This window comes from Pseudomonas sp. KH_050 (genome assembly GCF_057838875.1).
Genome location: NZ_CM174478.1, coordinates 791,253 through 818,186 on the forward strand (window position 1 = coordinate 791,253; position 26,934 = coordinate 818,186).

Consider the following 26,934-nt stretch of genomic DNA (forward strand, 5'->3'; position numbering starts at 1 on the left):
CTATTCCTCGCCTGCTGTGGATAAAGAGGGCTTTGCTTGATGCAGCCTTACATGAAGCGCAACAGTCAAAGCTGGAGAAATAATGGATTTGCTCAATAGCCTGCGGGTATTCGTCCGCGTGGTGGACAGCAGCAGTTTTACCGCAGCAGCGCAGGCGCTCGACTTATCGACCGCGCAGGTTTCGCGGTTGGTCGCCGATCTGGAGCAGCATGTGCAAGCGCGCCTGCTGCAACGCACCACCCGGCGTCTGGGCTTGACCGACGCTGGCGAACGATTTCTGTTGCGTGGCCGGCAGATACTCGAGGAAATGGACGTGGCCACTGCCGAAGCCCGCGGCGCCCATCTCAAACCCAGCGGCCGCTTGCGGGTCCACAGCATGAACGCCCTGGGCGTGTTGATTACTCCGCTGATCGCTCGATACTCTGAGCTCTACCCCGATGTGGTGTTCGAATTGACCCTTTCGCAACGCAATCCCGACCTGCTGGAAGAAGGTCATGACGTGGTCATCTCGATTGCCCAGGAACTGGCCGATTCACAATTTGTCGCCCAAGCCATCGGGCAGATTTACAGCGTGCCCTGCGCCTCACGGGAGTACCTGCGACGCCACGGGGTTCCGAGCAACCCGGCGGAGCTGAACGAGCACCGCTGTTTACGCATGCTTGACCCGTTGTACAGCGATCAGTGGCTGTTCCATGACGAGCAGGGTGAACATTGCGTCATTCCCGGCAAGACCTTTCAGTGCAATGTCGCCGAGTCGATGGTCAAGGCTTCTGAAGCCGGCATGGGCATCAGTCTGCTGCCGTTTTATAGCGCGACGCAGCCGGTGAGTGAGGGCCGGCTGGTGCGCCTGCTGCCCGCCTATCGTCCGCGGGAGCGCAATGTCTATGCGGTCTATCCGTCGCGCAGCTTTCTCGATGCCAAGGTTCGAACCTGGGTGGATTTTCTGAAAGCCGAGTTGCCCAGGCTATTTGCCGAACACGAAACGGTGATGAACGATCCGCGGCACTGGGCTTGAGAATTCAGGGCCAGACTCGATCGAAGGAGGCGGGAAGGGCGGTGTAGACTGACCACTAGTTCCGGTGGCGCGAGGAGTCTGACGTGAAGTTTTGCCCAGTGGTGTTACTGAGCCTTGTGCCATTGTGGCCGCAGGCGCTGGAAATGGGCGCGGCACCGGAGCAAACCCGAGCATGATCAGTGCACAGGTACTGGCGCCGGAAACCCTCACGGTCGGCTGGCTGATTTATGCGCCGGTGCTGGCCTGGGCGATAGTGCGTGCGCCTTGGGTCGAACTGTTCACTGACCGTCGGCGTCAGCATCTGCTATTCGGAACGGTGTTCACGCTGTTTGTGCTGTGGCTGGTGCGCCAGGACTTCGATACCGGTGTGTCCTATCACCTGATCGGCATGACCGCGGTGACCTTGCTGCTGGACTGGCCACTGGCAATCGTCGGCGGCCTGGTCGCGCAACTCGGCCTGGTGGCTTTGGGGCGTCAGGATCTGACGGCAGTCGGGGTCAATGGCGCTTTGCTGGTCCTGCTACCGGTGCTGGTCACCGAGTGTTGCGCAATCCTTGTCGAGCGGGCGCAACCGCGTAATCCCTTCGTATATATCTTTTGCTCGGGCTTTTTTGCCGCGGCACTCTCGGCGTTGCTGTGCCTGCTGCTGGCCCTCGGTGTGCTGTGGTTCGACGGGCGCTTCGCCATGCCGGAATGGCTTGAAGACTTTGTCGGCTATCTGTGGCTGATCATTTTTCCCGAGGCCTTTATCAACGGCATGGTGGTCAGCGCGTTGGTGGTGTTCTGCCCCGAGTGGCTGGAGACTTTCAATCGCACGCGCTACCTGTCGGCACCCTGGAAGGACGACGAGTCAGGGCGGTGACGACCTTGATCCACATCAAGGACCGAACTTATCAAGCCCTGCATGCTCTGGAAAATCTTCAGGAGCACGAACATGAGCGTCTATGAGTGGGCAAGACAGGAACTGCGCAGGAGTCTGGATTCGGCGCAGGAAGTGGGGTTTGACCCGGGGTTGAGTCTGCGCGCCTTGCTCAGTGCCGTGGTGCAGCAGAGCAAAGGCGTGCGCAGCGTCGAGGATCTGGCGGATGAGTTGCAGTTTCTGGCCGAGAACCTCGACGAAAGCCGGGAACACGGGTTTATGCGACCGTGATTGTCTGATTAGTGCCTACGAGGATCGAAGTCCTCTGAGAACATCTCGTCTTCGGCATCCGGGCTGACCGGGATCTTGTGCTCTTCAGACGCCCAGGCGCCCAGGTCAATCAGTTTGCAGCGCTGCGAACAGAACGGCCGGTCGGGATTGGCGGCGCTCCATTCCACTGGAGCGCCGCAGGTTGGGCATTCGACGGTCAGGGGTTGGCTCATGACTGGCCTCCACGCAAAGTAAGATAAAAGTGATGCAGGCGTTCGACCTCGCTATGCAACCAGTTTAGATCGCGATCATTGACCAGCACGTCATTGGCATGGCGCAAGCGATCCTCGCGGCTGGCCTGGGCTTTGAGAATCGCCTGGACCTGCTGCTCGCTGGTCTGGTCGCGTTGCAGGGTTCGCTCGATTTGCAGCCGTTCTGGCGCATCGATCACCAGAATACGTTGAGTCTGCGCGTACTGCCCGGACTCGATCAGCAGCGGTGAAACCAGAATCGCATAAGGCGACTCGGCGCGTGCCAGATGACTGGCGATCTCCTTTGCGATCAGCGGGTGCAGCAGGGATTCGAGCCAGCGCCGTTCATCAGGCACTTCGAAGATCAGTTTGCGCAGCGCCGCGCGATCCAGCTGGCCGTCTGGTTGCAGCACACCGGGACCGAAGTGCTCGGCGATCTGCGCCAGTGCCGCACGTCCCGGTTCGACCACCCAGCGGGCAGCATGATCGGCGTCCACCAGGTGCACGCCCAGATCGATGAAGTGCTGGGCCGCGGCACTTTTACCGCTACCGATGCCGCCGGTCAGGCCAAGAATCCAGGGTTTGAGAACAGAGCTAGTCATTTGAAACCGACAAACTGCCAATAGGAGTCGGTTATTTGACCACCCCAGAGCAACGCAATCCAGCCGGCAATTGCCAGATAAGGACCGAAAGGGATAGGCGTCGAAGTTTTCGCCTCACGCAGGCGCAATAAAATCAGCCCCAGCACCGCACCGACCAGGGACGACAGCAGAATCGTCAGCGGCAGAACTTGCCAGCCGCCCCAGGCACCGAGCAGCGCCAGCAGTTTGAAGTCGCCATAGCCGATGCCGTCCTTGCCGGTGAGCAGCTTGAACAGCCAATACACCGACCACAGGCTCAGGTAGCCGAGGACCGCTCCCCACAGCGCGTCATGCAGCGATGCGAACAGACCGAAACTATTGACGATCAGGCCCAGCCAGAGCAACGGCAGCACCAACACATCCGGCAGCAATTGATGATCGGCGTCGATCAGACTCATCGCCAACAAACCCCAACTCAGAATCAATGCAAGCCCCGCCTGCCAGCCAAAACCGAAATGCCAGGCGACGAAGGCACTCAGGAGGCCGCAGGCCAGTTCGGTGAGCGGGTAGCGTTTGCTGATCGGTGCCTTGCACTTCGAACAGCGGCCCCGGAGCAGCAGATAGCTGAGGAGCGGAATGTTTTCCCAGGGACGGATTGGGTGCGCGCAGTGCGGGCATTGGGAGTGCGGTAGCAGCAGGTTGTAGGTCGGGCCGGGAGGATCCGCGGGTAGTCCCAGCACATCCTGGGCCTGGTCCCGCCATTCGCGTTCGAGCATTTTTGGCAGGCGCCAGATCACTACGTTGAGGAAGCTGCCGACGATCAGGCCCAGGGCCAGCGCTGATAAAACAAAGGCCAGCGGATCGTTGGCCAGAAAATCGCTCAAGGACATATTCAGATCGCAGAGCCAAGTTGGAAGATAGGCAGGTACATGGCAACCACCAGACCGCCGACGACGATACCAAGAATCACCATGATGAATGGCTCCATCAGGCTGGTCAGGTTATCGACCATATTGTCGACTTCGCCCTCGTAATAAGTGGCGACCTTTTCCAGCATATCGTCCAGTGCCCCGGATTCTTCGCCGATGGCAGTCATCTGGATCGCCATATTCGGAAAGATCCCGGAGGTGCGCATGGAAAAATTCAGCTGCATGCCGGTCGAGACATCCTGCTTGATGCGATTGACCGCGTTCTTGAACACCACGTTACCCGTGGCGCCAGCCACCGAATCCAGGGCTTCGACCAGCGGAACTCCAGCGGCAAAGGTGGTGGACAGCGTGCGGGCATAACGGGCCACAGCTGATTTGTACAACAGCGCGCCCACCAGTGGCAGTTTCAACAGGTTGACGTCCAGCCAGTCGCGAAAGCGTTGAGAGCGTTGGCGTGCATGGCGCAAACCGAATAGGGCGGCGGCGATCCCGATCAGTATCAGCCACCACCATTGCTGCATGAACTCGGAGAGGGCGATGACCATCAGGGTGAAGGTTGGAAGCTCTGCGCCAAAACCGCTAAATACCGTTTTGAACTGCGGAACCACCTTGATCAGCAGAATGCCGGTCACGATGATTGCAACGAAGATCACCGCCAGGGGATAGGTCATGGCCTTCTTGATCTTGGCCTTGAGGCTTTCGCTCTTTTCCTTGTAGGTCGCCACCCGCTCCAGCAAGGTTTCCAGGGCCCCGGCCTGTTCACCGGCGTCCACCAGGTTGCAGTACAAATCATCGAAATACTGGGGTTTTTTGCGCAGCGCAGCGGCAAAGGTGTTGCCAGCGGCGACTTCCTGTTTCACCTCGTCCACCAGCTTGCGCATGTTCGGGTTATCGAAACCCTCGCCGATGATGTCGAAGGACTGCAGCAATGGCACTCCGGCTTTTATCATGGTTGCCATTTGACGGGTGAACAGGGCGATATCGAGGGGTTTAATACGTTTGCCAGCGCTGAAGATCGAGCCGCTTTTCTTGCGTACCTTGCCCGGAGTAATACCTTGCTTGCGCAACTGCGCCTTGATCAGCGCCGGGTTATGACCGCTCAGTTCACCGGTCATTTTGGTGCCTTTCCTGTCGGTGCCGTCCCAGGTGTAAACACTGACTTTTACTGCTTTGACCGCCATTGATTAATCCTTGGTGACCCGGTTGATTTCCTCGAGGCTGGTAATATCCTGCATGACCTTGAGCAGGCCGGAGGTACGCAAGTCGTTGAAACCGTCCTTGCGCATCCGGGCGTCGATCTCCAGTGAATTGCCTTCTGCCATGATCAAACGTTGCAGCTGCGGCGTGTTCTTCACCACCTCATAGATTCCCACTCGCCCCTTGTACCCGCTGTTACAGAAGTCACACCCGACCGGCTCATAGATCTTGAATGTGCCGATATGTTCCTCGGCAAATCCTTCCTTGAGCTGCGTCTCGCCAGGAACCTCGATGTCCTTTTTGCAGTGACTGCACAGCTTGCGCACCTTTGTCGGTGAGCAGTTCGGCCAGCACCAATTGCTTGGCCAGACCGGAAAGGGCGATGTCATTCATTCGAGTACCAAACGCAAACAGTCAAAGACTTATAGCCTAGTCCGGCGGATGAGCCTAATCGCGGAGGTAAGGTGACAAAAAACTCACATTGCGCAGTTTTTGCGGTGATGGCGGTGCGCCATCGCCTATGCTCGCCTGCTGGAAAGGGGCTTATCGGTCTGGCAGGTGCTGTGCTTTAAACCTGTTAAGGTGATGAGACTTCACTTAATGCTTGGAACTTGTCTATGAATACTCAAAAGGGTTTTACCTTGATTGAGCTGTTGATCGTGGTAGCGATCATCGGCATTTTGGCCACGTTTGCGATACCGGCGTACTCCAAGTATCAGGCCAGAGCCAAGGTTACCGCTGGATTGGCGGAGATCTCCGCCTTGAAAGTTCCTTTTGAAGACATCATCAACCAGGGGACAAACCCGGACCTGGCTTCGATAGGCGGCACCGCATCGACCTCCAATTGCGCGATTACCGCATCGGGTACAGCCAGTACGGGTGTTGGCACAATCGTCTGCACCATTGCCAATGCTCCAGGCCCGGTGCTGGGCAAAACCATCACGCTCTCGCGCACATCAAACGGTTGGACCTGCGCTACTGGTGTGACGGAGGAATACACTCCAAAAGGCTGCACCGCGGCGGCAGCGCCGGCAGCGGGCTAATCGTATGGTTTAATCAAAATGCCCCGTCTGACGGGGCATTTTTTTTAATATCTGATTCGACGGGAGCTATTTTTATCTCGGTAACGTCCCATCCAAAGAACCCATTGGAATAAGTCGGTAATTCAGCATGTTAGGTTTCCTTGAAAACCCGCAACTTGCATGCAGATTAGGTTCAAGTCATGCAATCTGCACGATTTCGGATTTGGATGGTTTTTATAACTGATTGATTTATAAAGTTTTATTTTCTAATCGTTAGTTGGCACAGCGCCTGCAACATCACTAGTAACCCTGCAGACCGGACATGGCGCAGACTTTCTGGATGAACAGGAGTTACTCAAATGAAGAAGTTAGCAATCGCTGCCGCAACTGCTACCGCTCTGACCCTGACCCTGGCCAACGTTGCATTTGCGCAAACTCAAACCTCTCAGTCGCCTATGGTTGTGGCTGCAGGTGAAATGACCGAAGCGAAGGAAGATGTTACGGATGCCTGGATCACCACCAAAGTGAAGACTGAACTGATGGCCAAAAAAGATGTTCCCGGCATCGGTGTCAACGTCGATACCAAGGATGGTGTTGTGTCCCTGACTTCGACTGATCCGGTGACTCCAGCAGAGAAAGACAAGGCAATCGCCATCGCCAAGAGTATTAAAGGTGTCAAAGGCGTTATGGCTGACGGCCTGAAAACCAAATAAGGCTCAAGCTTGTCGCCTGGACAGGGAGAAGAGAGGTGATAGGCGATGACCCGGTCATCCGCCGGTCCTTCCTTCCAAGGGTTCATGCGAAAGACCACAGGGATGTGTTTATTACAGGCTCCGGCACTGTGTGTCGGCGCCAAAAAACCGCAAGCTGTATGCGGGTGCAGATTTTTCTGGAAGAACAGGAGTTACTCATATGAAGAAGTTCGCAATCGCTGCCGCAACTGCTACCGCTCTGACCCTGACCGTGGCCAATGGCGCATTTGCCCAGACTACTCAAGCTACTCAGGCTCCCATGGTCCTCGCGGCAGGTGAAGTCACCAAGGTCGAGGAAGCTGCTTCCGACACGTGGATCACCACCAAAGTGAAGGCTGACCTGGTCACCGAAAAAGGTATTCCTGGTACCGACATCAAAGTCGAAACCAACAAGGGCGTGGTATCGCTGTCCTCTACTGTTGCGTTAACTGACGCACAGAAAGCAACGGCAGTCGCTATTGCCAAGAAAATCAAAGGTGTTCAAGCGGTTTCGGCTGATGGCCTGAAGTCCGAATAAGATTCAAGCTTCTCGCCTGGACCGGGAGAAGAGGGACGGCAGGCGATTCAGTAATACGCCGGTCCTCCCTTTAAAGTTCATGCGAAAGACCACAAGGATGTGGTCATTACAGGCCCTGGCATTCGTGTCGGGGCCTGTGCTATTTGGGGGGCAGGAAAGTTGCGAGTGGATGGCAGGGGGAGGTATCAGTTGCCGCGCTTGCTATTGATCTGCACCAGTCGATTGCCCTCAAAGCGCAGATACTGATACATGCCGCTGTTCGGCCCGTATACCCACTCCTCGACCTGAAACTCTTCACGCCTGTTGGCGCTGCGTTTATAGCCCAGAACATCACGGGAAACCGGCTCGCCACACTTCTGCAAAACCTCGCTGGAACGGTCTCCCACGCTGATCAATTGACTGCCACAGCGCAGGGTATCGGCCGCCAGTGCCTGGCTGGCGGTAAGCGCCAATGTCAGGCCGAGGAACGATCGGGCGGCAATGATCACTCCGCCTCCAGGTGCAGCGGCGTGACCACCCGCCCATCGCTTTGCGCCTGACCAAGGCTGGCGTCGATGAAGTACACGCGGTCATCGGCCAGCTGACCTTTATCCACCAGGTAATCCTTGATGCTGCTGGCGCGATCTTGTCCCAATTGGCGCAGGAGAACTTCACTTTCGCTCCAGAACTTGATCACGCCCTGGCGCAGTTTTGCCGTGCGTTCATCGCGGCTTAGTTGTGTCCATTCGACCGGTGGCTGGGTTTTCAGGCGGATACGGTAGATGCCTTCGAGCAGCGGGGCTTTCTCATCCTCCGGAACCTCCAGTAGCGAGGCCTGGGCCGGGACCTTGTCACCGCGACGCTGGAGGATCTTGTAATAGTTGTACTGATACTCACGTTCGAGCCGCTGTTCGGCGATCAATGGGCCATCACTGGTTTGCGCGCTGGTGCCTTCAATCTCCAGGCGCAGGGCTGGCCGCTCTTTGAGGGCCTTGGCCAGTTTGGTCAAGGCTGATTCGGCGTCTTTGCTCAGGTCACTGGAGCCCGGGGCAAACGCCACTGTGCCGAGGTCCTCGGAGCCGCCACCGCTGACCAGGCCACCAATGAACTTGAACGGCGCTTGAGCGGCGCGCAATACCAGATTGCGCAGGGTCTGCCAGACAATCGGCATCACACTGAATTGTGGGTTGTTCAAGTCACCACTGACGGGCAGCTCGATAGAGATTTTGCCGTCAGTGTCTTTGAGCAGTGCGATCGCCAAGCGAATCGGCAGATCCACGGCATCCGGGCTGTCGACTTTCTCACCCAGTTGCAGTTGCTCGACCACCACTTTGTTTTCGGCGGTCAACTGGCCCTCGATGATCTTGTAGTGCAGGTCGAGATTGAGTCGACCCTTGCGGATGCGAAAGCCCGCGAACTTGCCCGAATAGGGGGTCAGGGTGGTCAGCTCGACGCGTTTGAAGCTGGTGGCGATATCCAGCGCGGCCATCGGGTCGAACGGATTCACGCTGCCTTTGATGGTAACCGGTGCATAACGGTCGACCTTGCCTTTGATATCCACATTCGCCGGCTTCGTCTGGCGGCTGTCGATGGTGCCGATCTGGCCATTGAGCTGTTGAATGGCGGTGGCGAAATTGGGCGTCAGGCTGAAGTCGGCGAAGTTGGCTGAACCATCGTTGATGGCAATTCCACCGATATGAATGCCCAACGGTTTTTCCTGGCTGGCGGCCGGTTTCGCCGCGCCTTTGCTGGCGCTGTCCGCAGGTTGCGGGATCAGCAGGTCATCGATGTTGGTGGTGCGATCCTCGTTGATCATGAAACGCACGTAGGGCTGCAACAGATTGACCTTGGTGATCGACAGGCTGTCGCCATGTTGATAATTCAGCCCTTCGAGCACCAGTTGCTGCCATTTGAGGAAGTCGCGGGTCTTCAAGGTGTCCAGGGTGTGCAACTGATCGACCTGGGCCCGGCCTGTGACGTTGAACGCCAGCGGCTCGGTGCTTTTCAGATCGACCGCCAGATCACTGCCAAGCATGCCGCTGCGCAGTTCCAGACGAATGAACGGACTGATATAGGACTGGGCGACGCGCAGGTCGATGTCTTTGGTCTGCACCTGCAGTTTGGCGCTGACCGGGTTCAGGTTGACTTCGCCGCTGGCCTGGAGCTTGCCTTGCTTGCCGAGCCCGCTATCGAGCTTGAGGGTGAAAGGCGACCGGTTGAGACTGTCGAAGTTCTGCAGGTCCAGGTTCAGCGGGCCAAGTTCCAGCTCCACCGCAGGTTGTGCCTGGCGGTCAGCCAAATGAACCCGGTAGTCACGCAGTTGCACATCCTTGAGCAGTACCTGCCATGGCTTGCTGGGTGCCGTCGGCTCGGGCTTGGGAGACGCAGTGGCGGGTGCGGGTTGTGCTGCGGGTTTGGCCGGTTGGCTGGCGAACAGCTTCTGCCAGTCGAGCTGACCATCGGCTTCGCGAGCGGCCCAGGTTTCCAGTTTCTGGCTGCGGATCTTGCCGACCACCACTTGCTGTTTGGCCAGATCGACCGTGGTCTCGCTGACGTCCAGCCGAGCGAGGCGCGCCAGCGGTCGACCATCCGGGGCCTTGATGGCGAAGGGCGCGATGCTCAGGGACGCGTTGCTCAGGAGCAGTTCGGTTTCTTTGGAGAGGCTGAGTTTGTAATCGGTGCTCAGGTTCAGCACGCCGTTTTCCAGCACCAGCGGCACGGCATCGCGCACGTAAGGCCACAAGGCTTTCATCTGGCCGTTGGTAACTTTGAGCTTACCTTCGGAGGCAATCGGCACCAGGCTGAAGTTGCCGGTCCAGTCGATCTGCCCACCGTGGGGACCGACGGCGACCAGCGTCATGTCGGCGTTATCGTCGGGCAACGTACTGAGGTTTTTCAGCTCGAAATCGAGCTTGTCGTAGAGAAATTCGATCGGTTCGCTGGGACGTACATCCTGAAAGTGCACATAGCCGCCGGCCAGCTTGATCCGTTCGATGCGCAGCGGAAATGGCTTGCTCTCTGGGTCGGGCGGGGTCGGCTCGCTGGTCGGCAGCTTGAACAGCTGGACCAGATTGAGCTTGCCGTCCTTGGCGAAGAGGATCTCGCTCTTGGGGTTAAGCAGTTCGACATCGGCCAGATGCAGGGCGCGGGTCCACAGGCTATCGAGTTGCAGGTTGGCGTAAAGCCGCTCGAACGCCACTTGCTCCTTGCCCGGCTCGCCGATTTTCAGCCCCCACAGATTCAATTCAAGGCTGAACGGGTTGAGCTCGATCCGATCGATGCTAGCCGGTACCGTTGCGTAGTTGGCCAATTGCTGATTGGCAATCCGCAAGGCAATGCCCGGCAAAATCAGAAACCCCAGCAAGCTATACAGGGCGAGAGCGGTCAACACGGCGCCAATGGCGCGGATCAATCCTTTGGGCATGTGAGGCGTCATCTATCTGGATCGGAGGTGCGTTGGAGTATGGCATGCGATTCCGGTTCCGAAGTAACTGCCTTTATTCGTGTAAGACTTGTCTGAGTCAGAGTTGCAGGATCAAGGTTTTCAGTGGCGGTTGCTGATCCAGAGACGGGAAATCGCTGCCTGGAGACAGTACCTGCCAGTCGCGCACCGGTCGTCCGGCTTTTTCGGCACAGCGCAAAACCTGTTCACGCCAGTCGTCCATGGCGACCTTTGCCAGGTTGTTACAGCAGATCAGCACGCCATTTTCCGCGGTGGTCAGCAGGGCCGGTTTGAGCAGGCTTTGATAGTCGCGCAACAGATCAACGGTGCCGAACGCGCTTTTTGCCCACGCGGGCGGGTCAAGCAGGACCAGGTCATACTGGCGCTGTTCCAGGCGTGGGTAGCTCGGTAATTTGTGGCGACGCTGAATGATCGGCAAACCGGCCAGCTGGCGGATCGCGGCAAAATAGTCGGACTGGATGAACTGCATCTTCGGCAATTGTGGATTGAGTTGACCGTTCTCACGGCCGACCGCCAGATTGCCCTCGGCAAAGTCCAGGTTGCACACCTCGCTGGCGCCGCCGGCGGCGGCACTCAAGCCGACGCCACAGGTGTAGGCGAACAGGTTCAGCACGCTTTTTCCGGCGCTGTGTTCCTTGACCCAGCCGCGGGCATTGCGCAGGTCGAGAAACAGCAGTGGGTCCTGCCCTGCGTGGCGGCCGCGGACCCGATAGTTCAGGCCCCATTCGTGGCCGACCAGATCTTCCAGCGCAGCGTCTTCGGCACGGTAGACCGGGTCGTCCCGATCGATGCGCGAATTGCCCTTGGAACGGTCGTTGTAAACCAGCAAGCTGTGCAGGTCGAGGTGCTGATTGACGGTTTCGTGCAGTTGCAGGAGTGCGTCGCGCTCCAGCGACTGATGGAAGCTTTGCACCAGCAGTTGCGGGCCGTAACGGTCAATAGTCAGGCCCGCGGCGCCTTCCTGGCTGCCGTGGAACAGCCGATAGCAGTCGGTGCCTTGCTGATGCAGCTCGGCCAGCAGGTCTTGGCGATGATCGAGAGCGGCGCGCAGCGCCTGATTCAAGGAAGACATGCTGGGCGCCTTGCAGGGGGATTTGGCGCGAGAGTTTAACAGCTAAGGGCGACCGGCTGGAGGGCAATGGTGTTCTGGAGGCCGCCTTCGCTGGCTTGTCCCAATACCGGTCAGTTAACACGATACTTCAGCCGAGTGGATACCTGTGGCGAGGGGGCTTGCCCCCGCTCGGCTGCGAAGCAGTCGTAACGTCGATGGCTGCGGCATGCTTGATACAACACGTTTGCAGATTTTAGGGCCGCTGCGCGCCCCAGCGGGGGCAAGCCCCCTCGCCACAGTTGATCGTCCGACCATAAATTGCTGTTAACTGGCAGTGGGGTAGGCCCGCTCCCACAAGGTCACAGCGCCGGTTTCAGGTCAGCAAGCCCATGCGCCGTCTGGCGCGGTGCACTGAGCCGTTGCGCACGGCCCAGCGCAGCAGCGGCGCACTGCGCTTGACGCCGGCACGGATCAGCTTGCGTTGCGTCGGGCCCTGGCTGACACCGAGCATGTCGCTGGCCCAGTCCGGCAACAGGTCGATACCGGCCTGCATCATCAGCGCGCCGAAGGGTTTGGCCAACTGGCTGGGTGAAGGCGCATCCAGCAGCAGGCGCAGTACCTCGTGGCTGCGTTTGTCACACAACAGCTGAGGGCGGATGCGTACAAGGTAGTCGGCGATCTCCTCTCGAGAGCGCGGCACGTTTCGGGCGCCAAGACGTTCGGCGACCAGGGCGATTTCCGCGTAATAGCGGTCCTGATCGGCCAGTGACAGATTCGGGTTGCGGTAACGCAGGTGGGCTGCGAGGAAGTTGCTGACTTCGGCCACATGCACCCAGGTCAGCAGATCCGGATCGCTGGCGGCATAAGGCCGGCCATCGGGCGCGGTGCCGACCACTTGCAGGTGGATAGTGCGAACCTTGTCGATCAGCCACTCGGCGTCCTGCCGCGAGCCAAAGGTGGTGCCGGAAATGAACTGTCCGGTGCGTCGCAGGCGGCCGAGCATGTCCTCGCGAAAGTTCGAGTGATCCCAGACACCGGCCAGGGCCAGCGGATGCAGGGCCTGCAGCATCAAGGCGCTGATGCCGCCGATCAACATACTGCTGAAGTCGCCATGCACCTGCCAACTGACCGAATCCGGGCCGAACAGGCCGGGATCACCCTTGGGATTTTCCAGATCGAGCTTGCCCAGGGACAAGCCGCTCAGGCTCATGACCTGTGTTTCGATACGACGACGAATGAATTCCATGACCGCTCAGGTGAAGGCGCGGCTTCGGCCGCGCAAGGTTATTGGTTCAGGCGTTTGTCGATCAGCCCCTCGACCACGCTCGGATCGGCCAGGGTCGAGGTATCGCCCAGGCTGTCCAGTTCATTGCAGGCGATCTTGCGCAGAATCCGCCGCATGATCTTGCCCGAACGGGTTTTCGGCAAGGCCGGCGCCCACTGGATCAGGTCCGGTTTGGCAAAACTGCCGATCTCCTTGCTGACATGGGCCAGCAGTTCTTTCTTCAGGGCCTCGTTCGGTTCGGTGCCATTCATTGGCGTGACAAAGGCGTAGATCCCCTGGCCCTTCACGTCATGGGGGTAACCGACCACGGCGGCCTCGGCAATGCTGTCGTGGAGCACCAACGCGCTTTCAACCTCAGCGGTACCGATGCGGTGTCCGGATACGTTGATCACGTCATCGATACGCCCGGTGATCCAGTAGTCGCCGTCTTCATCGCGACGGGCGCCGTCGCCGGTAAAGTAGTAACCGGGGTAGGGCTTGAAATAGGTTTCGAGCATGCGTTTCGGGTCGCCGTAAACGCTGCGGATCTGCGCTGGCCAGCTGGCCTTGATCGCCAGTATGCCGCTGCCGGCACCGCTGATTTCCTTGCCCTGATCGTCCAGCAGCACTGGCTGCACACCGAACATCGGTCGGGTGGCGCAGCCGGGTTTGACCCGACTGGCGCTGACCAGCGGGCTGAGCATGATGCCGCCGGTCTCGGTCTGCCACCAGGTATCGACGATCGGGCAGCGTTGTTCGCCGACGGCATTGAAATACCATTCCCAGGCTTCCGGGTTGATCGGTTCGCCCACAGTACCCAGCAAGCGCAGGCTGCTGCGCGAGGTTTCTTTCAACGGCTCCGGGCCTTCGCGCATCAGGGCGCGCAGGGCGGTCGGTGCGGTGTAGAAGATGTTGACGTGGTGCTTGTCGATCACTTCCCAGAACCGTGAGCTGCTCGGGTAGCTCGGCACCCCTTCGAAGATCAGCGTGGTCGCGCCATTGGCCAGCGGGCCGTAGACGATGTAGCTGTGGCCGGTGACCCAGCCGACATCGGCGGTGCACCAGAAGACTTCGCCGTCCCGGTAGTCGAGCACGTACTTGAAGGTCATCGCCGCTTGCAGCAAATAACCGCCGGTGCTGTGCAGCACGCCTTTGGGTTTGCCGGTGCTGCCGGAGGTATAGAGGATGAACAGCGGGTCTTCGGCGTCCATTGGCTCGGGCGGGCAGTCATCGGTCACGCTGCGCAGAGCCTGGTGATACCAGAGGTCACGGCCTTCGACCCAGTTGATTTCCCCCTGGGTGCGCTCGATCACCAGCACCGTGCCGACATCCGGGCAACTGAGCAATGCTTTGTCGACGTTCTGCTTGAGCGGGATGAATTTGCCGCCGCGTATGCCTTCATCGGCGGTGATCACTGTGCGGCAGTCGGCATCGAGGATCCGGTCGCGCAGGGAGTCCGGGGAAAAGCCGCCGAAGACCACCGAGTGCACCGCCCCAATCCGCGTGCAGGCGAGCATGGCATATGCGGCTTCGGGGATCATCGGCATGTAGATGCAGACCCGGTCGCCTTTTTTCACGCCGCGACTTTTCAGCACATTGGCCAGCCGGCAGACGTTGTGATGGAGTTTTTTGTAGGTAATCTGCGCCGATTCGACGGGGTCGTCGCCTTCCCAGATGATCGCGACCTGATCGCCGCGTTTTTCCAGATGGCGGTCGATGCAATTGTAACTGACGTTCAACTGACTTCCGGCAAACCAACTGGCGGCACCGGTTTTCAGGTCATAGCGCTGGACGGTTTGCCACGGTGCACTCCAGTCGAGAAAACGCGTGGCCTGTTCAGCCCAGAAAATATCGGGTTGCTCGATGGATTGGCGGTAAAGACGCTGGTAGTCGTCCTGACTCAGTTGTGCAGCCCGGCGGACGGCATCGGCTTCAGGAAATTGGCTGATATCGATCATGACGGTTCCTTATTCTTGTTTTTTGCGACAAGAGGGGAGCTACGCGACCCTCGTAGGAGCTGCCGAAGGCTGCGATCTTTTGACGTTGAGGATCAAAAGATCGCAGCCTTCGGCAGCTCCTACAGGGACCGAGCACGCCACCGATTTTGCGGTTAACCCGGTGCCGTAGGAACTGTCGTAAGCTGCAAGCTGCAGGGGCGGGCAAACCGCCCCTTCAGCGTATCACCCGCGGTGACGACCACGGAAGTAGTTGATCAGGCCTTGGGTGGACGCATCATCAGCCGGTGTTTCCTCGCTGCCGGTCAGGCGGTTGTAGACGCCCTTGCCGAGTTCCTTGCCCAGTTCCACGCCCCACTGGTCGAAGGCGTTGATGCCCCAGATCACGCTCTGCACGAAGACTTTGTGTTCGTACATCGCCACCAGTGCGCCGAGGCGACGTGGGCTGATGCGTTCGACCACCAGGGTGTTGCTCGGACGGTTGCCCGGGATCACCTTGTGCGGTGCAAGCTTTTGCACTTCGTCTTCGGCCAGACCTTTGTCGCGCAATTCGGCTTCAGCTTCGGCGCGAGTCTTGCCGAGCATCAGCGCCTGGCTTTGCGACAGGCAGTTGGCGTACAGCCATTGGTGATGGTCGGCTACCGGGTTGTAGCTGACGATCGGCACGATGAAGTCGGCCGGAATCAGTTGGGTGCCCTGGTGCAGCAACTGGTGGTAGGCGTGCTGACCATTGCAACCGACGCCGCCCCAGATCACCGGGCCAGTGTCGGTGGTCACGGGTGTACCGTCCTGGCGCACGCTCTTGCCGTTGGATTCCATGTCCAGCTGCTGCAAGTGCTTGGTGATGTTGCGCAGGTAGTGGTCGTACGGCAGGATCGCGTGGCTTTGCGCGCCCCAGAAGTTGCCATACCAGACGCCGAGCAGTGCCAGCAGTACCGGCATGTTCTGTTCGAATGGCGCACTCTGGAAGTGCTGGTCCATGGTATAGGCACCGGACAGCAGTTCCTTGAAGTTCGACATGCCAATGGCCAGGGCGATTGGCAATCCAATGGCCGACCATAGCGAGTAACGCCCGCCAACCCAGTCCCACATCGGGAAGATGTTCTCTTCGCGGATACCGAACGCCACAGCGGCAGCATTGTTGCTTGAGACCGCGATGAAGTGACGATACAGCTCGGCTTCGGAGCCGCCCTGGGCCAGGTACCAGGCGCGAGCGGCTTGAGCGTTTTTCAGGGTTTCCAGGGTATTGAAAGACTTCGAGGAAACGATGAACAGCGTGGTCTCGGCACGAATATTCATCGACAGTTCGTGGAACTCACTGCCATCGATGTTCGCCAGGTAATGGCAGCGCACGCCTTTCTGGGCATAGGACAGCAGCGCTTCGGAGACCAGCTCCGGACCGAGGAACGACCCACCGATCCCGATGTTCACCACGTCAGTGATCGGCTTCTCGGTGTACCCGCGCCACAGACCGTCATGGATACGGCCAACCAGCTCGGTTATCTGGTTCAGGACCTTGTGCACTTCCGGCATCACGTTGACGCCGTTCACCGACAGCTTGTCACCCACCGGGCGGCGCAGCGCGGTGTGCAGGGCCGGGCGACCCTCCGAAGAGTTGACCAGTTCGCCGGCGAACAGTGCTTTGATCGCCTCTTGCAGGCCGGCCTCTTTACCCAGGCCAACCAGCAGGTCGCGGGTTTCTTTGTTGATCAGGTTTTTCGAATAATCGAGAAAAAGCCCACAGCTGCTCAAAGTGAATTCATTGAAGCGTTGAGGGTTGGCATTGAAGGCTTCACGCATGCTGAAGTCTTGCATGGCTTCGCGGTGTTCATTCAACGCTTGCCAAGCGGGCAGAGCGGTAACGTCGTGTGGAGTGCGGTAGTACGCCATCGCTGCGGATTTCCTTTTACTTGAACTGCCTTTTGGACACTGAAAATCCCGGAATGTCCTGCTCAAACACAAGACCCGATCCGGTCAGCCTACGTTGACACAATTTAGTTGCGCAGGGGCGACCACAGTAAACCTCGCGTCTTGATCTGTCTTGGCTTTGTCTGACCTGCGGCCGGTACTTTTTTATACCGGCGCGTCAGGTGAATGCAACAGGCAGGCTTTCAGTGCAGAGAAATGCGCGGTAGGTCAGGCGACCTGTACCGGGATGGCATTGCTGGTATGGCTCAGTTCATTACCCGGTGCCATGTAGAGCATGCGCGGCTTGAAGCTGAGCAGTTCGGCTTCGCTGTAGTGGGCGTAGGCGCAAATGATCACCCGATCCCCAACCTTGGCTTTGTGCGCGGCCGCGCCATTGACCGAGATCATCCGCGAACCTTCTTCACCACGGATCGCGTAGGTGGTAAAGCGTTCGCCGTTGTCGATGTTGTAGATCTGGATCTGTTCGTACTCACGGATCCCGGACAAGTCCAGCCATTCGCCATCGATGGCGCAAGAGCCTTCGTAGTCGAGCACAGCGTGGGTGACTTCGGCGCGATGCAGCTTGGCTTTGAGCATGATTGCGTGCATGAGTGTTTTCCCAGGTTGGAATCGAACGGCGGGCAGCGCCTACAGGCGTGTAGGAGCTGCCGCAGGCTGCGATCCTTTGATCTTGCCGTTATTGTTTGATCTTGCTGTTTAAGTTTCGATTTTGCCGTTTAAACCGTAGCGTCGAGGTTCAGATGCAGGTTGTCGATCAGCCGGGTGGCACCCAGATAGGCCGCGACAAGGATCACCAGGTCGCGGTCGTCCGGGGTCGCCGGACGCAGGCTCAGCGCCTGGCGAATTTCCAGATAATCGGGCCGGAAACCGACAGCTTCCAGCTGCTGTTTATGCGCTGACAGCAGCTTGGGGTAATCGCGCTCACCCTGTTGGATGGCTTTGGCAATCTGGCCCAGGCTGCGATACAGCGCCGGGGCGATGGCGCGTTGTTCTTCAGTCAGGTAGCCATTGCGCGATGACAGCGCAAGGCCGTCGGCGGCGCGTACGGTTGGCTCGCCAATGATCTGGATCGGCAGGTTCAGGTCATGGACCAGGGCGCGAATGACCGCCAGTTGCTGGAAGTCTTTCTCACCGAAGATCGCCAGGTCCGGCTGGACCATGTTGAACAACTTGTTGACAACCGTCGCCACGCCTTCGAAGTGACCGGGACGGCTGGCGCCGCACAGGCCTTCGGACAATTGCGGAACACTGACGCGTGTCTGGCCGGCCATGCCGTCCGGGTACATTTCTTCGACAGTCGGGGCGAACAGCAAATGGCAGCCGGCCTGGAGCAATGTCTCCTGGTCGGCGGCCAGGGTCCGTGGGTACTTGTCGAGGTCTTCGCCAGCGCCGAATTGCAGCGGATTGACGAAAATGCTCGCCACCACGAAGTCCACCCGTTGGGCTGCCTTGGTCACCAGCGCCGCATGGCCACTGTGCAGGTTGCCCATGGTCGGCACGAAGCCGATCCGCTTGCCTTCACTGCGGGCGCGAGCTACGGCGGCGCGCAGTTCGCGCACGGTCTTGACAGTATTCATGCAGAGAATCCGTGTTCAGGGCCAGGGAAAGTTACCGCTTTGACTTCAGTGACGTAGGCGCTCAAGGCCGCCTGAATACTGTCCTGCCCGGCCATGAAGTTCTTCACGAACTTCGGCGCGCGGCCAGTCAGCGACAGACCGAGCATGTCGTGCAGCACCAGTACCTGACCGTCGGTGGCGCTACCGGCACCAATCCCGATCACTGGAATACCCACCGCCTGGGTAATTTCAGCTGCCAGCTCGCTCGGTACGCATTCGAGCAGCAACATGGCGGCGCCGGCCTGCTCCAGGGCGATAGCGTCAGCGCGCATCTGCCGGGCCTGGTTTTCATTGCGACCCTGGACTTTATAGCCGCCGAGGATGTTCACCGACTGTGGCGTCAGTCCCATGTGGGCGCAGACCGGCACGCCACGTTCGGCCAGCAGCCGGATCGAGTCCGCCAGCCACAGCGCACCCTCGACTTTTACCATGTGCGCGCCAGCCTGCATCAGCAGGGCACTGTTGATCATCGTCTGTTCGGTGGTTGCATAGGCCATGAAGGGCAGGTCGGCGAGGATCAGCGCTCCGGCGTTACCGCGTTTGACTGCTGCAACGTGGTAAGCCATGTCCGCGGTGGAGACCGGCAGGGTGCTGTCATGCCCTTGCAAGACCATGCCGAGGGAATCGCCCACCAGCAGCACGTCGACACCCGCCTCGCAGCAGGCGTGAGCAAAGGTCGCGTCATAGCAGGTCAGCATGGCGATCTTTTCACCTTTGAGCTTGAGGCTCTGCAAGGTGGTCAGGGTAATGTCTGGCATGAAAAGTGTCCTCATTCAGGCGCTGTGAAAACTACTGCGAGTAACGCGCGTGATGTTTCGTTTATACAGGCGCACGGTCTTTTGTCGTGCTTATAAGGCCTGGATGGCGCCCTTTAATGCCGGGTTGGCGGCAGTGGGACGCCTATAGTCGTGAGGAGAACTCGGGAAGTCAATTGTGTGTGTTACCGCATTGTTACGTCAGCGGTGTTACCCATGTTACTGATGCGATTCAGCAGCGTGCAGGAGCAAGCTTGCTCGCGATACGGACGACGCGGTCTATCTGGAGCACCGCGTTATCGTTCATCGCGGGCAAGCTTGGCTGCTACAAAAAATCAAACCTGCGCGAGACGTTCGAGTCCGACAAACGGACAGTCGGCGAGCAAGTCGCTGAGAAGGCGCCCGTCAGCCAGTTGCAGGTCAGGCGGGGCCAGTTCGGCCAAGGGATAGAGCACAAAGGCTCTGGCCTGCAGGTGGTAATGCGGGACTTTGAGGCGTGGTTCGTCGATCAACCGGTCACCGAACAGCAGGATGTCCAGGTCCAGCGTACGCGGCCCCCAGCGTTCATTGCGCTCGCGGCCCTGAGCGTTTTCGATGGCTTGCAGCGCATCGAGCAATTTCAGGGGCGCAAGACGGCTGTCCAGCGCGGCCACTGCGTTGGTGTAGCGCGGTTGGCCGGGGAGCAGGGAGTCGCTCTGATAGAAGGCCGAGACGCCGAACAGTTCGGTCTGAGGCAATTGCGCCAACGCATCGACGGCGTTGCGTAATTGGTCCGCTGGGTCAGCCAGATTGCTGCCCATGCCAATGTAGATACGTTCCATCGGTTTACTCGCCCGAAGCGCTCGGAGTGCCGACCGCGGTCGTGCGTTTACGCTTGCTGCCGCCGCTGCGGCGGCGCTTGCGCGGGGCGCCGCCGGTACCGTCGTCCTTGCCGCTGAGGTCGCGGATCATGTCGCGACGCTCGCTGTCGTTAGCGTCCTGATAATCGGTCCACCACTCGCCCAGGTCATCGGTCTGTTCGCCGGCGCTTTCGCGCAGCAGCAAGAAATCGTAACCGGCACGGAAACGCGGGTTGTCCAGCAGCAGATCGGCACGTTTGCCACTGCGCCGCGGCAGGCGCTCCTGCATGTCCCAGATTTCGCGGATCGGCAGGGTGAAGCGTTTTGGAATCGCGATGCGCTGGCACTGTTCGCTGATCAGCTCGTGAGCGGCTTCCTGCATGGCCGGAATCGGCGGCATGCCGCGGTCTTGCAAGCGCAGTACGCGAGCCGGCAGGGCAGGCCAGAGCAGGGCGGCGAAGAGGAACGCCGGGGTGACCGGCTTGTTCTGCTTGATGCGCAGATCAGTGTTGATCAAGGCTTCGCTGATCAGGGTGTGGGTGTAGGTCGGGTTGTGCTCCAGCGCTTCGGCGGTGGCCGGGAACAATGGGTCGAACAACTGCAGATCCACCAGCATTTCGAAGGTGTCTGCGGCATGGCCGGAGAGGAACAGCTTCAGCACTTCCTCGAACAACCGTGCCGAAGGGATCTCGCGCAGCATTGGCGCCAGGTCGCGAATCGGCGTGGCGCTGTGCTTTTCGATGCCGAAATCCAGCTTGGCGGCGAAACGCACGGCCCGCAGCATCCGTACCGGGTCTTCCTGGTAACGCTGCTGTGGATCGCCGATCAGGCGGATCAGGCGGTTGCGGATGTCATGTACGCCGTTGGCGTAGTCGAGAATGCGCTCACTGACCGGATCGTAATACAGGGCGTTGATGGTGAAGTCGCGACGTTGAGCGTCTTCTTCCAGCGTGCCATAGACGTTATCCCGCAGAATGCGCCCGCTTTCGTTGCGTGAGGACTGATTGCTGTCTTCCTCTTCGTCGTTTTGCGGGTGATTGGCGCGGAAGGTCGCGACTTCGATAATTTCGCGACCAAAGTGGATATGCACCAGCTTGAACCGGCGGCCAATGATCCGCGCATTGCGAAATTCGGCGCGAACCTGTTCCGGCGTGGCGCTGGTGGCGACGTCGAAGTCTTTGGGCGTGATGTTGAGCAGCATGTCGCGCACGCAACCACCGACCAGGTAAGCCTGGTAACCGGCGTTCTGCAGGCGTTCGACGATGTTGACCGCATAACGGCTGAATTGAGTGCGTTGCAGCGAATGCTGGCTGCTGTTGAGCACTTCAGGCGTGCTACGGATGTGTTGCGTACGACGCAAGGGAGAACGGAATGACTGGAACAGCTTCTTCAGCATGGGATGCACTGTTTGAAGGAATGTTCGGCCATAACGAAGAATGACCGCATGATGGGCGGGGATTCTAGCATTTAGTCGGGGGATGGTGTAGGAAGCGTGCGCGGATAGCTCAAACGCCAGAAACCACAAGGGGAGCCGAAGCTCCCCAAGAAGTAGTTGCATGCTCTATTTTTATTATTGGTATTGGGCTTCTTGTTTTTGTTGAGTGCCCTCGTCACGAGTTCTTACCTTCGTGACCCTCCCAATCGGGAGCCAAGAGCAAACGGATTGCTTTGGTCGCTGTGTTGCATGATCCAGTGATCCAACCAGTTCAGGCTCTGTCTTTAGGACAGTTTTTTGTTGTTCTCGGCCTGGTTGCGGGGCAAGCCCCAAATACAACGCCTCTCCAAAAGAATCAGTTAGCTGCGCCTCCGCCGTGTTGTTTTTATTGTGCGTGAGCCGTTTCGTCTTATTTTTATTGTTTGTTGCATTGCTTGTTATTGTTTTTGTACTAAGCATATAGCAGGTGTCGTGCCAACTTTTGCAAAGGCCAGTAAAGCCGGGGGTTTGGAGGTGTGGTGAGGTTTTTTCGGGCATAAAAAAGCCGGGGTTTCGTTACCGTAAGCCCCGGCTTCTGTTACGTGAAAAACCTGAGGTAACAGTTTCTTCACCTGTGCGGGTGTTACCCGCGCGCATCAGCTCTCGCTGGCAACCCCGGTCTTGCGCCGTGGAATGCCCAGGCGCTGGCGCCGTTCCCACAGGCATTTGCGGCTGACCCCGAGTTTGCGGGCCAGTTCGGTCTCGGTCATGTGGTCCTGATGCTCGAGAACGAAATGCTGGAAGTAGTCTTCCAGCGACAAGTCTTCGGTAGGCTCGTGGCTGGTGGTGTTGGCACTGCCTTGTTGCGGTGCCAGACCGATGAAATCGTCGTCTTCCAGATCGCTCAGCTCGATATCGATGCCCAGCAGTTCGGCGGAAATCTCTGGGCTCTCGCACAGGATGACCGCGCGCTCCACCGCATTTTCCAGTTCGCGAACGTTACCCGGCCAGGAGTAGTGACGAATCGCCTGCTCGGCGTCCGCGGCGAACCTCAGGTCTGTGCGGTTGATTCGGGCACTTTGCCTGGCGAGGAAGGCGGTGGCGATTTCGTTGACGTCGGCACCCCGCTCGCGCAGGGCTGGCAGCTTCAGGGCAATCACGTGAAGGCGGTAATACAGGTCCTCGCGGAACTGGCCGATCTTGGCCAGGCTTTTGAGGTCGCGGTGGGTTGCAGCGATCAGGCGGACATCGACCTTCTGCGACTGCACCGAGCCGACACGGCGGATTTCGCCTTCCTGTAGCACGCGCAGCAAGCGCGCCTGGGCTTCCAGTGGCAGCTCGCCGATTTCATCGAGGAACAAGGTACCGCCATCCGCCGCTTCGACCAGGCCAGCGCGACCGGCGCTGGCACCCGTGAAGGCGCCTTTTTCGTGGCCGAACAGCTCGGACTCGATGAGGCTTTCCGGGATGGCCGCGCAGTTCACCGAAATCATCGGCGCCTTGGCGCGTCTGGACAGGTTGTGCAGGGCGCGGGCCACCAGTTCCTTGCCGGTACCGGACTCACCCTGGATCAGCACATTGGAATCGGTTGGCGCGACTTTGCGGATCTTGCTGTACATATCCAGCATTGGCGGGCAGGAGCCGATGATGCCGATCTCGCCGTTGCTGTTGTCGATACCGGATTTCGCTGCGCCATTGCCGGTCTTGCCGACGGCCGGTTCGCCCGCGGTAATCTGCGCCGTTTGCCGGTCACGCAGGATGCGTGCGACGGCCTGCAGCATTTCGTCATGATCGAAAGGCTTGGCGATGTAATCCACCGCGCCCATCTTCATCGAGTCGACGGCCGAGCGCAGGCTGGCATAGCTGGTCATGATCAGCACCGGGGTGCCCTGGCCATGCTTGATCAGCTCGGTACCCGGTGCGCCGGGCAGGCGCAGGTCACTGACGATCAGGTCGAACGAGGGAATGCTGAAACGCTCTTGTGCTTCCTGCACGGAACCGGCTTCGCTGACCTGGTACTGGTTACGTTCCAGCAGGCGGCGCAAGGCGGAGCGAATAATTGTTTCGTCTTCGACGATCAAAATGTGCGGCATTGATTCGATACTCTCGACGGTCTCAGTTCACAGCGGACGTCGCTTCGACATGACGCGGTAAGGTCACCCTGATACGGGTGCCGCGCTGGCTTTGTGTGTCAGCCGGGCTGTCGATGGTGATTTGTCCATAATGCTCTTCAACGATGGAATAGACCAGTGCAAGGCCCAGACCGGTGCCTTCGCCAGGATCCTTGGTGGTGAAGAAAGGTTCGAACAATCGGTCCATGATGTTCTGTGGAATACCGCTGCCTTCGTCTTCGACGATCAGATCGACCGTGTGTTCGCCGGCTTCGCTCTTGACTCGTACTGCACTGCCGGGCGGTGAGGCATCGCGGGCATTGGACAGCAGGTTGATCAGGACCTGGGCGAGCCGCTGCGGGTCGCCGTCGACCCAGTGCTCCGGGTCGCACAGGTTGTAGAAGTGCACTTCGAAGTTGCGTCGGTTCAGTGCCAGCAAGCCAATCGCATCCTGCGCCACTTCGGCCAGGCACACCGGCTCGTCACTGTTTTGATGGCTGCCGGCGTGGGCGAAGCTCATCAATGACTGGACGATGCGCGACACGCGCTTGGTCTGTTCGAGGATCTGCCCGCTGATTTCGGTCAGCTCGCTGTCATCTTCGCGCTCTTCACGCAGGTTTTGCGCAAGGCAGGCGATGCCGGTGATCGGGTTGCCGATTTCATGGGCGACGCCGGCCGCCAGACGGCCGATGCTGGCCAGTCGCTCGGAGTGCACCAGTTTATCCTCAAGCATCTGGGTATCGGTCAGGTCTTCCACCAGCAGCACCAGGCCGCTGTTGCCGGGGGCCAGCGGTTCGTCGATGGCGGCTTTGTGCAGGTTCAGCCAGCGGGTCTGGCCGTCGAGGGCCAGGTGTTGTTTGTGCAGGTGCTCGTCCGGGAGGTCGATGAAGCCTTGCAACAGCGCCCTCCACGGATCGCCGAGGGTGCTCAGGCGCGAACCGACCACGCGCTGGGCGGCGATGCCGGTCAGCTCCTCCATGGCTTTGTTCCACATGAGGATTTCCTGGTCCTTGGCCAGCGAGCAGACACCCATCGGCAGCTCCTGCAGGGTTTGCCGGTGATATCGGCGCAGGGCGTCGAGCTCGGCGGCCAGGCCGGTCAGGCGCGAGTGGTAGTCCTCGAGGCGGCTTTCGATGAAGTGGATATCTTCGGTGACATAGTTCTCGCCGCCAGCCTTGTACGGCAGGAAGGTTTCGACCATGTCTTGAGCCACGCTGGGCCCCATCAGGCCCGAGAGATTGGCCTCGATGCGGTCGCGCAGTCGGCGCAGGGCATAGGGGCGGCGCTCATCGAAGGGCAAGTAAAGATCGCGCAAGGCCTGTTCGACTTCTTTCTGCGCGGCCTTGGCCCCCAGTGGCTTGGCCAGTTGCGTGGCGAATTCCTGAGGCGAGGCGGCGTGCAGTTCCCGGCGTTGCGGGCGACGAACGTTATCCACCGCGCAAGCTTCGGCGGCGCTGGCTTCTTCGGGGCTGGCATTGGTAAACAGCGAGATCAGGGTGAACATCAGCACGTTGGCGGCGAGCGAGGCGATGGCCGCCATATGCCAGCTGGTGTCATCGAGCACGTAAATCATGTTCAGCAGCGGAATGTAGAAGCCCTGCAGGTTGCCGACCAGCGGCAACAGCATGGTCACCAGCCACACCACAATCCCCGCCAGCAAACCGGCGATGAAGCCGCGGCGGTTGGCGGTCGGCCAGTACAGTACCGACAACACCCCCGGCAAGAACTGCAAAGTGGCGACAAAGGCGACGATACCGAGGTTAGCCAGATCCTGCTCCGCGCCCAGCAGCAGGTAAAAACCGTAGCCGGCCATGATAATCGCGACGATCAGCGCCCGACGGGTCCACTTCAGCCAGCGGTAGATGTTGCCTTCGGCCGGCGGCTGATAGAGCGGCAGCACCAGATGGTTCAGGGCCATCCCGGACAGTGCCAGGGTGGTGACGATAATCAGCCCGCTGGCTGCCGACAGTCCGCCGACATAGGCCAATAACGCCAGTGGCTTACTGTTGGCGGCGATGCCGATTCCCAGGGTGAAGTATTCCGGGTTGGTGGTGGCGCCCAGTTTCAAGCCGGCCCAGAGAATCAGCGGCACCGCCAGGCTCATCAGCAGCAGAAACAGCGGCAAGCCCCAGCTGGCACTGACCAAGGAGCGCGGATTGAGGTTTTCGGTGAAGGTCATGTGGTACATGTGCGGCATGACGATCGCCGAGGCGAAGAACACCAGCAACAGTGTGCGCCATGGGCCTTCTTGCAGCGGGGTGTGCAGGGCGGCGAGGGCGGTCTGGTTCTGCAGCAGCCACAGTTCGAGCTGTTGCGGACCGTCGAACACGCCGTACAAGGCATACAGGCCGACGCCGCCGATGGCGATCAGTTTGATCACCGACTCAAAGGCGATCGCGAACACCAGCCCTTCGTGTTTTTCCCGGGTGGCGATATGCCGGGAGCCGAAGAAGATGGTGAACAGGGTAATCAATGCGCAGAAGCTCAAGGCCACGCGATGCTGCACCGGTTCACGGGTGAGGATGCCGATGGAATCGGCGACTGCCTGAATCTGCAGCGCCAGCAGCGGCAAGACCCCGATCAGCATGAAAATCGTCGTCAATGCACCGGCCCACGTGCTGCGAAAGCGGAACGCGAACAGGTCAGCCAGGGACGAGAGCTGATAGGTACGAGTGATTTTCAGGATCGGATAGAGCAGCACTGGCGCCAGCAGAAAGGCCCCGGAAACCCCGAGGTAGCTGGAAAGAAAGCCATAACCGTACTGATAGGCCAGGCCAACCGTACCGTAAAACGCCCAGGCGCTGGCATACACACCCAGCGACAGGGTGTAGGTCAGCGGGTGGCGAATGATCCAGCGCGGGATCATCCCGCGTTCACTGATCCAGGCCACACCGAACAGCACCGCCAGGTAGGCGGCGCTGATCAGGATCATCTGGGTCAGGCTAAAGCTCATCGGCATCTTTTTGGCTCTGCAGGATGAAGGTCACGACGATCAGAATCAGCCAGAGCAGATAAGGTCGGTACCAGGCGCCAGTGGCGTCGATCCACCAATCCATGATGGCCGGGGAGAACAGATAGATCCCGACTACCAGGAGCAGGACCAAACGATAGATGTACATCCTGGCCTCTCTTTAATAGTGCGCGTGCCCGAAAACGTGCGGCGAT

At 59.2% G+C, this 26,934-nt stretch carries 24 protein-coding genes and 1 pseudogene; 6 read left to right on the forward strand and 19 right to left on the reverse strand.

The window, feature by feature from the left end; all coding sequences use genetic code 11:
• The first annotated feature begins 82 nt into the window (after positions 1-82).
• The 3 genes from AC3IUA_RS03660 to AC3IUA_RS03670 all read left to right on the forward strand — a co-directional run bounded on the left by AC3IUA_RS03660 (position 83) and on the right by AC3IUA_RS03670 (position 2,165).
• On the forward strand, positions 83-1,015 hold the full coding sequence (locus AC3IUA_RS03660; RefSeq protein ID WP_489359168.1) for a LysR family transcriptional regulator: 933 nt from the start codon (positions 83-85) through the stop codon (positions 1,013-1,015).
• A 172-nt stretch (positions 1,016-1,187) separates the two neighbouring features.
• Positions 1,188-1,877, forward strand: coding sequence for an energy-coupling factor ABC transporter permease (locus AC3IUA_RS03665; RefSeq protein ID WP_489359169.1), 690 nt, complete (start codon positions 1,188-1,190; stop codon positions 1,875-1,877).
• A gap of 72 nt (positions 1,878-1,949) precedes the next feature.
• A complete protein-coding gene (locus AC3IUA_RS03670; RefSeq protein ID WP_489359170.1) occupies positions 1,950-2,165 on the forward strand; it encodes a hypothetical protein in 216 nt (71 codons plus the stop codon).
• A gap of 8 nt (positions 2,166-2,173) precedes the next feature.
• Here AC3IUA_RS03670 and yacG read toward each other — a convergent pair whose 3' ends face one another.
• The 5 genes and pseudogenes from yacG to AC3IUA_RS03695 all read right to left on the reverse strand — a co-directional run.
• A complete protein-coding gene (gene yacG, locus AC3IUA_RS03675; RefSeq protein WP_150803319.1) occupies positions 2,174-2,377 on the reverse strand; it encodes a DNA gyrase inhibitor YacG in 204 nt (67 codons plus the stop codon).
• Entirely contained in the window at positions 2,374-2,997 is a 624-nt protein-coding gene (gene coaE / locus AC3IUA_RS03680) for a dephospho-CoA kinase (protein WP_489359171.1), read from the reverse strand. The genes yacG and coaE overlap by 4 nt, the downstream gene beginning before the upstream one ends.
• On the reverse strand, positions 2,994-3,866 hold the full coding sequence (locus AC3IUA_RS03685; RefSeq protein ID WP_489359172.1) for a prepilin peptidase: 873 nt from the start codon (positions 3,864-3,866) through the stop codon (positions 2,994-2,996). The genes coaE and AC3IUA_RS03685 overlap by 4 nt, the downstream gene beginning before the upstream one ends.
• A gap of 2 nt (positions 3,867-3,868) precedes the next feature.
• Positions 3,869-5,086, reverse strand: coding sequence for a type II secretion system F family protein (locus AC3IUA_RS03690; protein ID WP_489359173.1), 1,218 nt, complete (start codon positions 5,084-5,086; stop codon positions 3,869-3,871).
• Between the two features lie 3 nt (positions 5,087-5,089).
• Positions 5,090-5,425 (reverse strand): annotated as a pseudogene (locus AC3IUA_RS03695) (ATPase, T2SS/T4P/T4SS family); the annotation flags it as partial.
• A 294-nt stretch (positions 5,426-5,719) separates the two neighbouring features.
• On the opposite strand from AC3IUA_RS03695, the gene AC3IUA_RS03700 reads away from it, so the two are divergent.
• From AC3IUA_RS03700 to AC3IUA_RS03710, 3 genes are all read left to right on the forward strand, one after another.
• Positions 5,720-6,145, forward strand: a complete 426-nt coding sequence (locus AC3IUA_RS03700) for a pilin (RefSeq protein WP_489359174.1) — start codon at positions 5,720-5,722, stop codon at positions 6,143-6,145.
• A 338-nt stretch (positions 6,146-6,483) separates the two neighbouring features.
• Entirely contained in the window at positions 6,484-6,837 is a 354-nt protein-coding gene (locus AC3IUA_RS03705) for a BON domain-containing protein (RefSeq protein ID WP_489359176.1), read from the forward strand.
• 199 nt (positions 6,838-7,036) lie between these two features.
• Positions 7,037-7,393 (forward strand): BON domain-containing protein, encoded by a 357-nt coding sequence (locus AC3IUA_RS03710; protein ID WP_489359177.1) that lies wholly within the window; start codon positions 7,037-7,039, stop codon positions 7,391-7,393.
• A 185-nt stretch (positions 7,394-7,578) separates the two neighbouring features.
• Here the strand turns inward: AC3IUA_RS03710 and AC3IUA_RS03715 are convergent, their stop codons facing one another.
• The 14 genes from AC3IUA_RS03715 to AC3IUA_RS03780 all read right to left on the reverse strand — a co-directional run bounded on the left by AC3IUA_RS03715 (position 7,579) and on the right by AC3IUA_RS03780 (position 26,888).
• On the reverse strand, positions 7,579-7,875 hold the full coding sequence (locus AC3IUA_RS03715; protein ID WP_489362223.1) for a DUF2845 domain-containing protein: 297 nt from the start codon (positions 7,873-7,875) through the stop codon (positions 7,579-7,581).
• A gap of 2 nt (positions 7,876-7,877) precedes the next feature.
• On the reverse strand, positions 7,878-10,796 hold the full coding sequence (locus tag AC3IUA_RS03720) for a DUF748 domain-containing protein (protein WP_489359178.1): 2,919 nt from the start codon (positions 10,794-10,796) through the stop codon (positions 7,878-7,880).
• Positions 10,797-10,893: 97 nt separating this feature from the next.
• Positions 10,894-11,907 (reverse strand): class I SAM-dependent rRNA methyltransferase, encoded by a 1,014-nt coding sequence (locus tag AC3IUA_RS03725; protein WP_489359179.1) that lies wholly within the window; start codon positions 11,905-11,907, stop codon positions 10,894-10,896.
• Between the two features lie 352 nt (positions 11,908-12,259).
• Positions 12,260-13,132, reverse strand: a complete 873-nt coding sequence (locus AC3IUA_RS03730) for an oxygenase MpaB family protein (protein ID WP_489359180.1) — start codon at positions 13,130-13,132, stop codon at positions 12,260-12,262.
• A 38-nt stretch (positions 13,133-13,170) separates the two neighbouring features.
• Positions 13,171-15,108, reverse strand: a complete 1,938-nt coding sequence (acs, locus tag AC3IUA_RS03735; RefSeq protein ID WP_489359181.1) for an acetate--CoA ligase — start codon at positions 15,106-15,108, stop codon at positions 13,171-13,173.
• 222 nt (positions 15,109-15,330) lie between these two features.
• Entirely contained in the window at positions 15,331-16,995 is a 1,665-nt protein-coding gene (gene pgi, locus AC3IUA_RS03740) for a glucose-6-phosphate isomerase (RefSeq protein ID WP_489359182.1), read from the reverse strand.
• Positions 16,996-17,241: 246 nt separating this feature from the next.
• Positions 17,242-17,622: an aspartate 1-decarboxylase gene (gene panD, locus AC3IUA_RS03745; protein WP_489359183.1), complete on the reverse strand. Its 381-nt coding sequence runs from the start codon at positions 17,620-17,622 to the stop codon at positions 17,242-17,244.
• A 128-nt stretch (positions 17,623-17,750) separates the two neighbouring features.
• The gene (panC, locus tag AC3IUA_RS03750; protein ID WP_489359184.1) at positions 17,751-18,611 is read right to left on the reverse strand and encodes a pantoate--beta-alanine ligase; all 861 of its coding nucleotides are present in this window, start codon (positions 18,609-18,611) and stop codon (positions 17,751-17,753) included.
• Positions 18,608-19,408, reverse strand: coding sequence for a 3-methyl-2-oxobutanoate hydroxymethyltransferase (gene panB, locus AC3IUA_RS03755; RefSeq protein ID WP_489359185.1), 801 nt, complete (start codon positions 19,406-19,408; stop codon positions 18,608-18,610). The genes panC and panB overlap by 4 nt, the downstream gene beginning before the upstream one ends.
• A 332-nt stretch (positions 19,409-19,740) precedes the next feature.
• The gene (gene folK, locus AC3IUA_RS03760) at positions 19,741-20,226 is read right to left on the reverse strand and encodes a 2-amino-4-hydroxy-6-hydroxymethyldihydropteridine diphosphokinase (RefSeq protein ID WP_489359186.1); all 486 of its coding nucleotides are present in this window, start codon (positions 20,224-20,226) and stop codon (positions 19,741-19,743) included.
• A 4-nt stretch (positions 20,227-20,230) separates the two neighbouring features.
• Complete coding sequence (locus AC3IUA_RS03765) at positions 20,231-21,640, reverse strand: polynucleotide adenylyltransferase PcnB (RefSeq protein ID WP_489359187.1); 1,410 nt, start codon at positions 21,638-21,640, stop codon at positions 20,231-20,233.
• A gap of 674 nt (positions 21,641-22,314) precedes the next feature.
• Entirely contained in the window at positions 22,315-23,751 is a 1,437-nt protein-coding gene (locus AC3IUA_RS03770) for a sigma-54-dependent transcriptional regulator (RefSeq protein ID WP_489359188.1), read from the reverse strand.
• A 22-nt stretch (positions 23,752-23,773) separates the two neighbouring features.
• Positions 23,774-26,728 (reverse strand): sensor histidine kinase, encoded by a 2,955-nt coding sequence (locus tag AC3IUA_RS03775; RefSeq protein WP_489359189.1) that lies wholly within the window; start codon positions 26,726-26,728, stop codon positions 23,774-23,776.
• Positions 26,712-26,888, reverse strand: coding sequence for a hypothetical protein (locus AC3IUA_RS03780; protein ID WP_003176118.1), 177 nt, complete (start codon positions 26,886-26,888; stop codon positions 26,712-26,714). The genes AC3IUA_RS03775 and AC3IUA_RS03780 overlap by 17 nt, the downstream gene beginning before the upstream one ends.
• Positions 26,889-26,934: the final 46 nt, after the last annotated feature.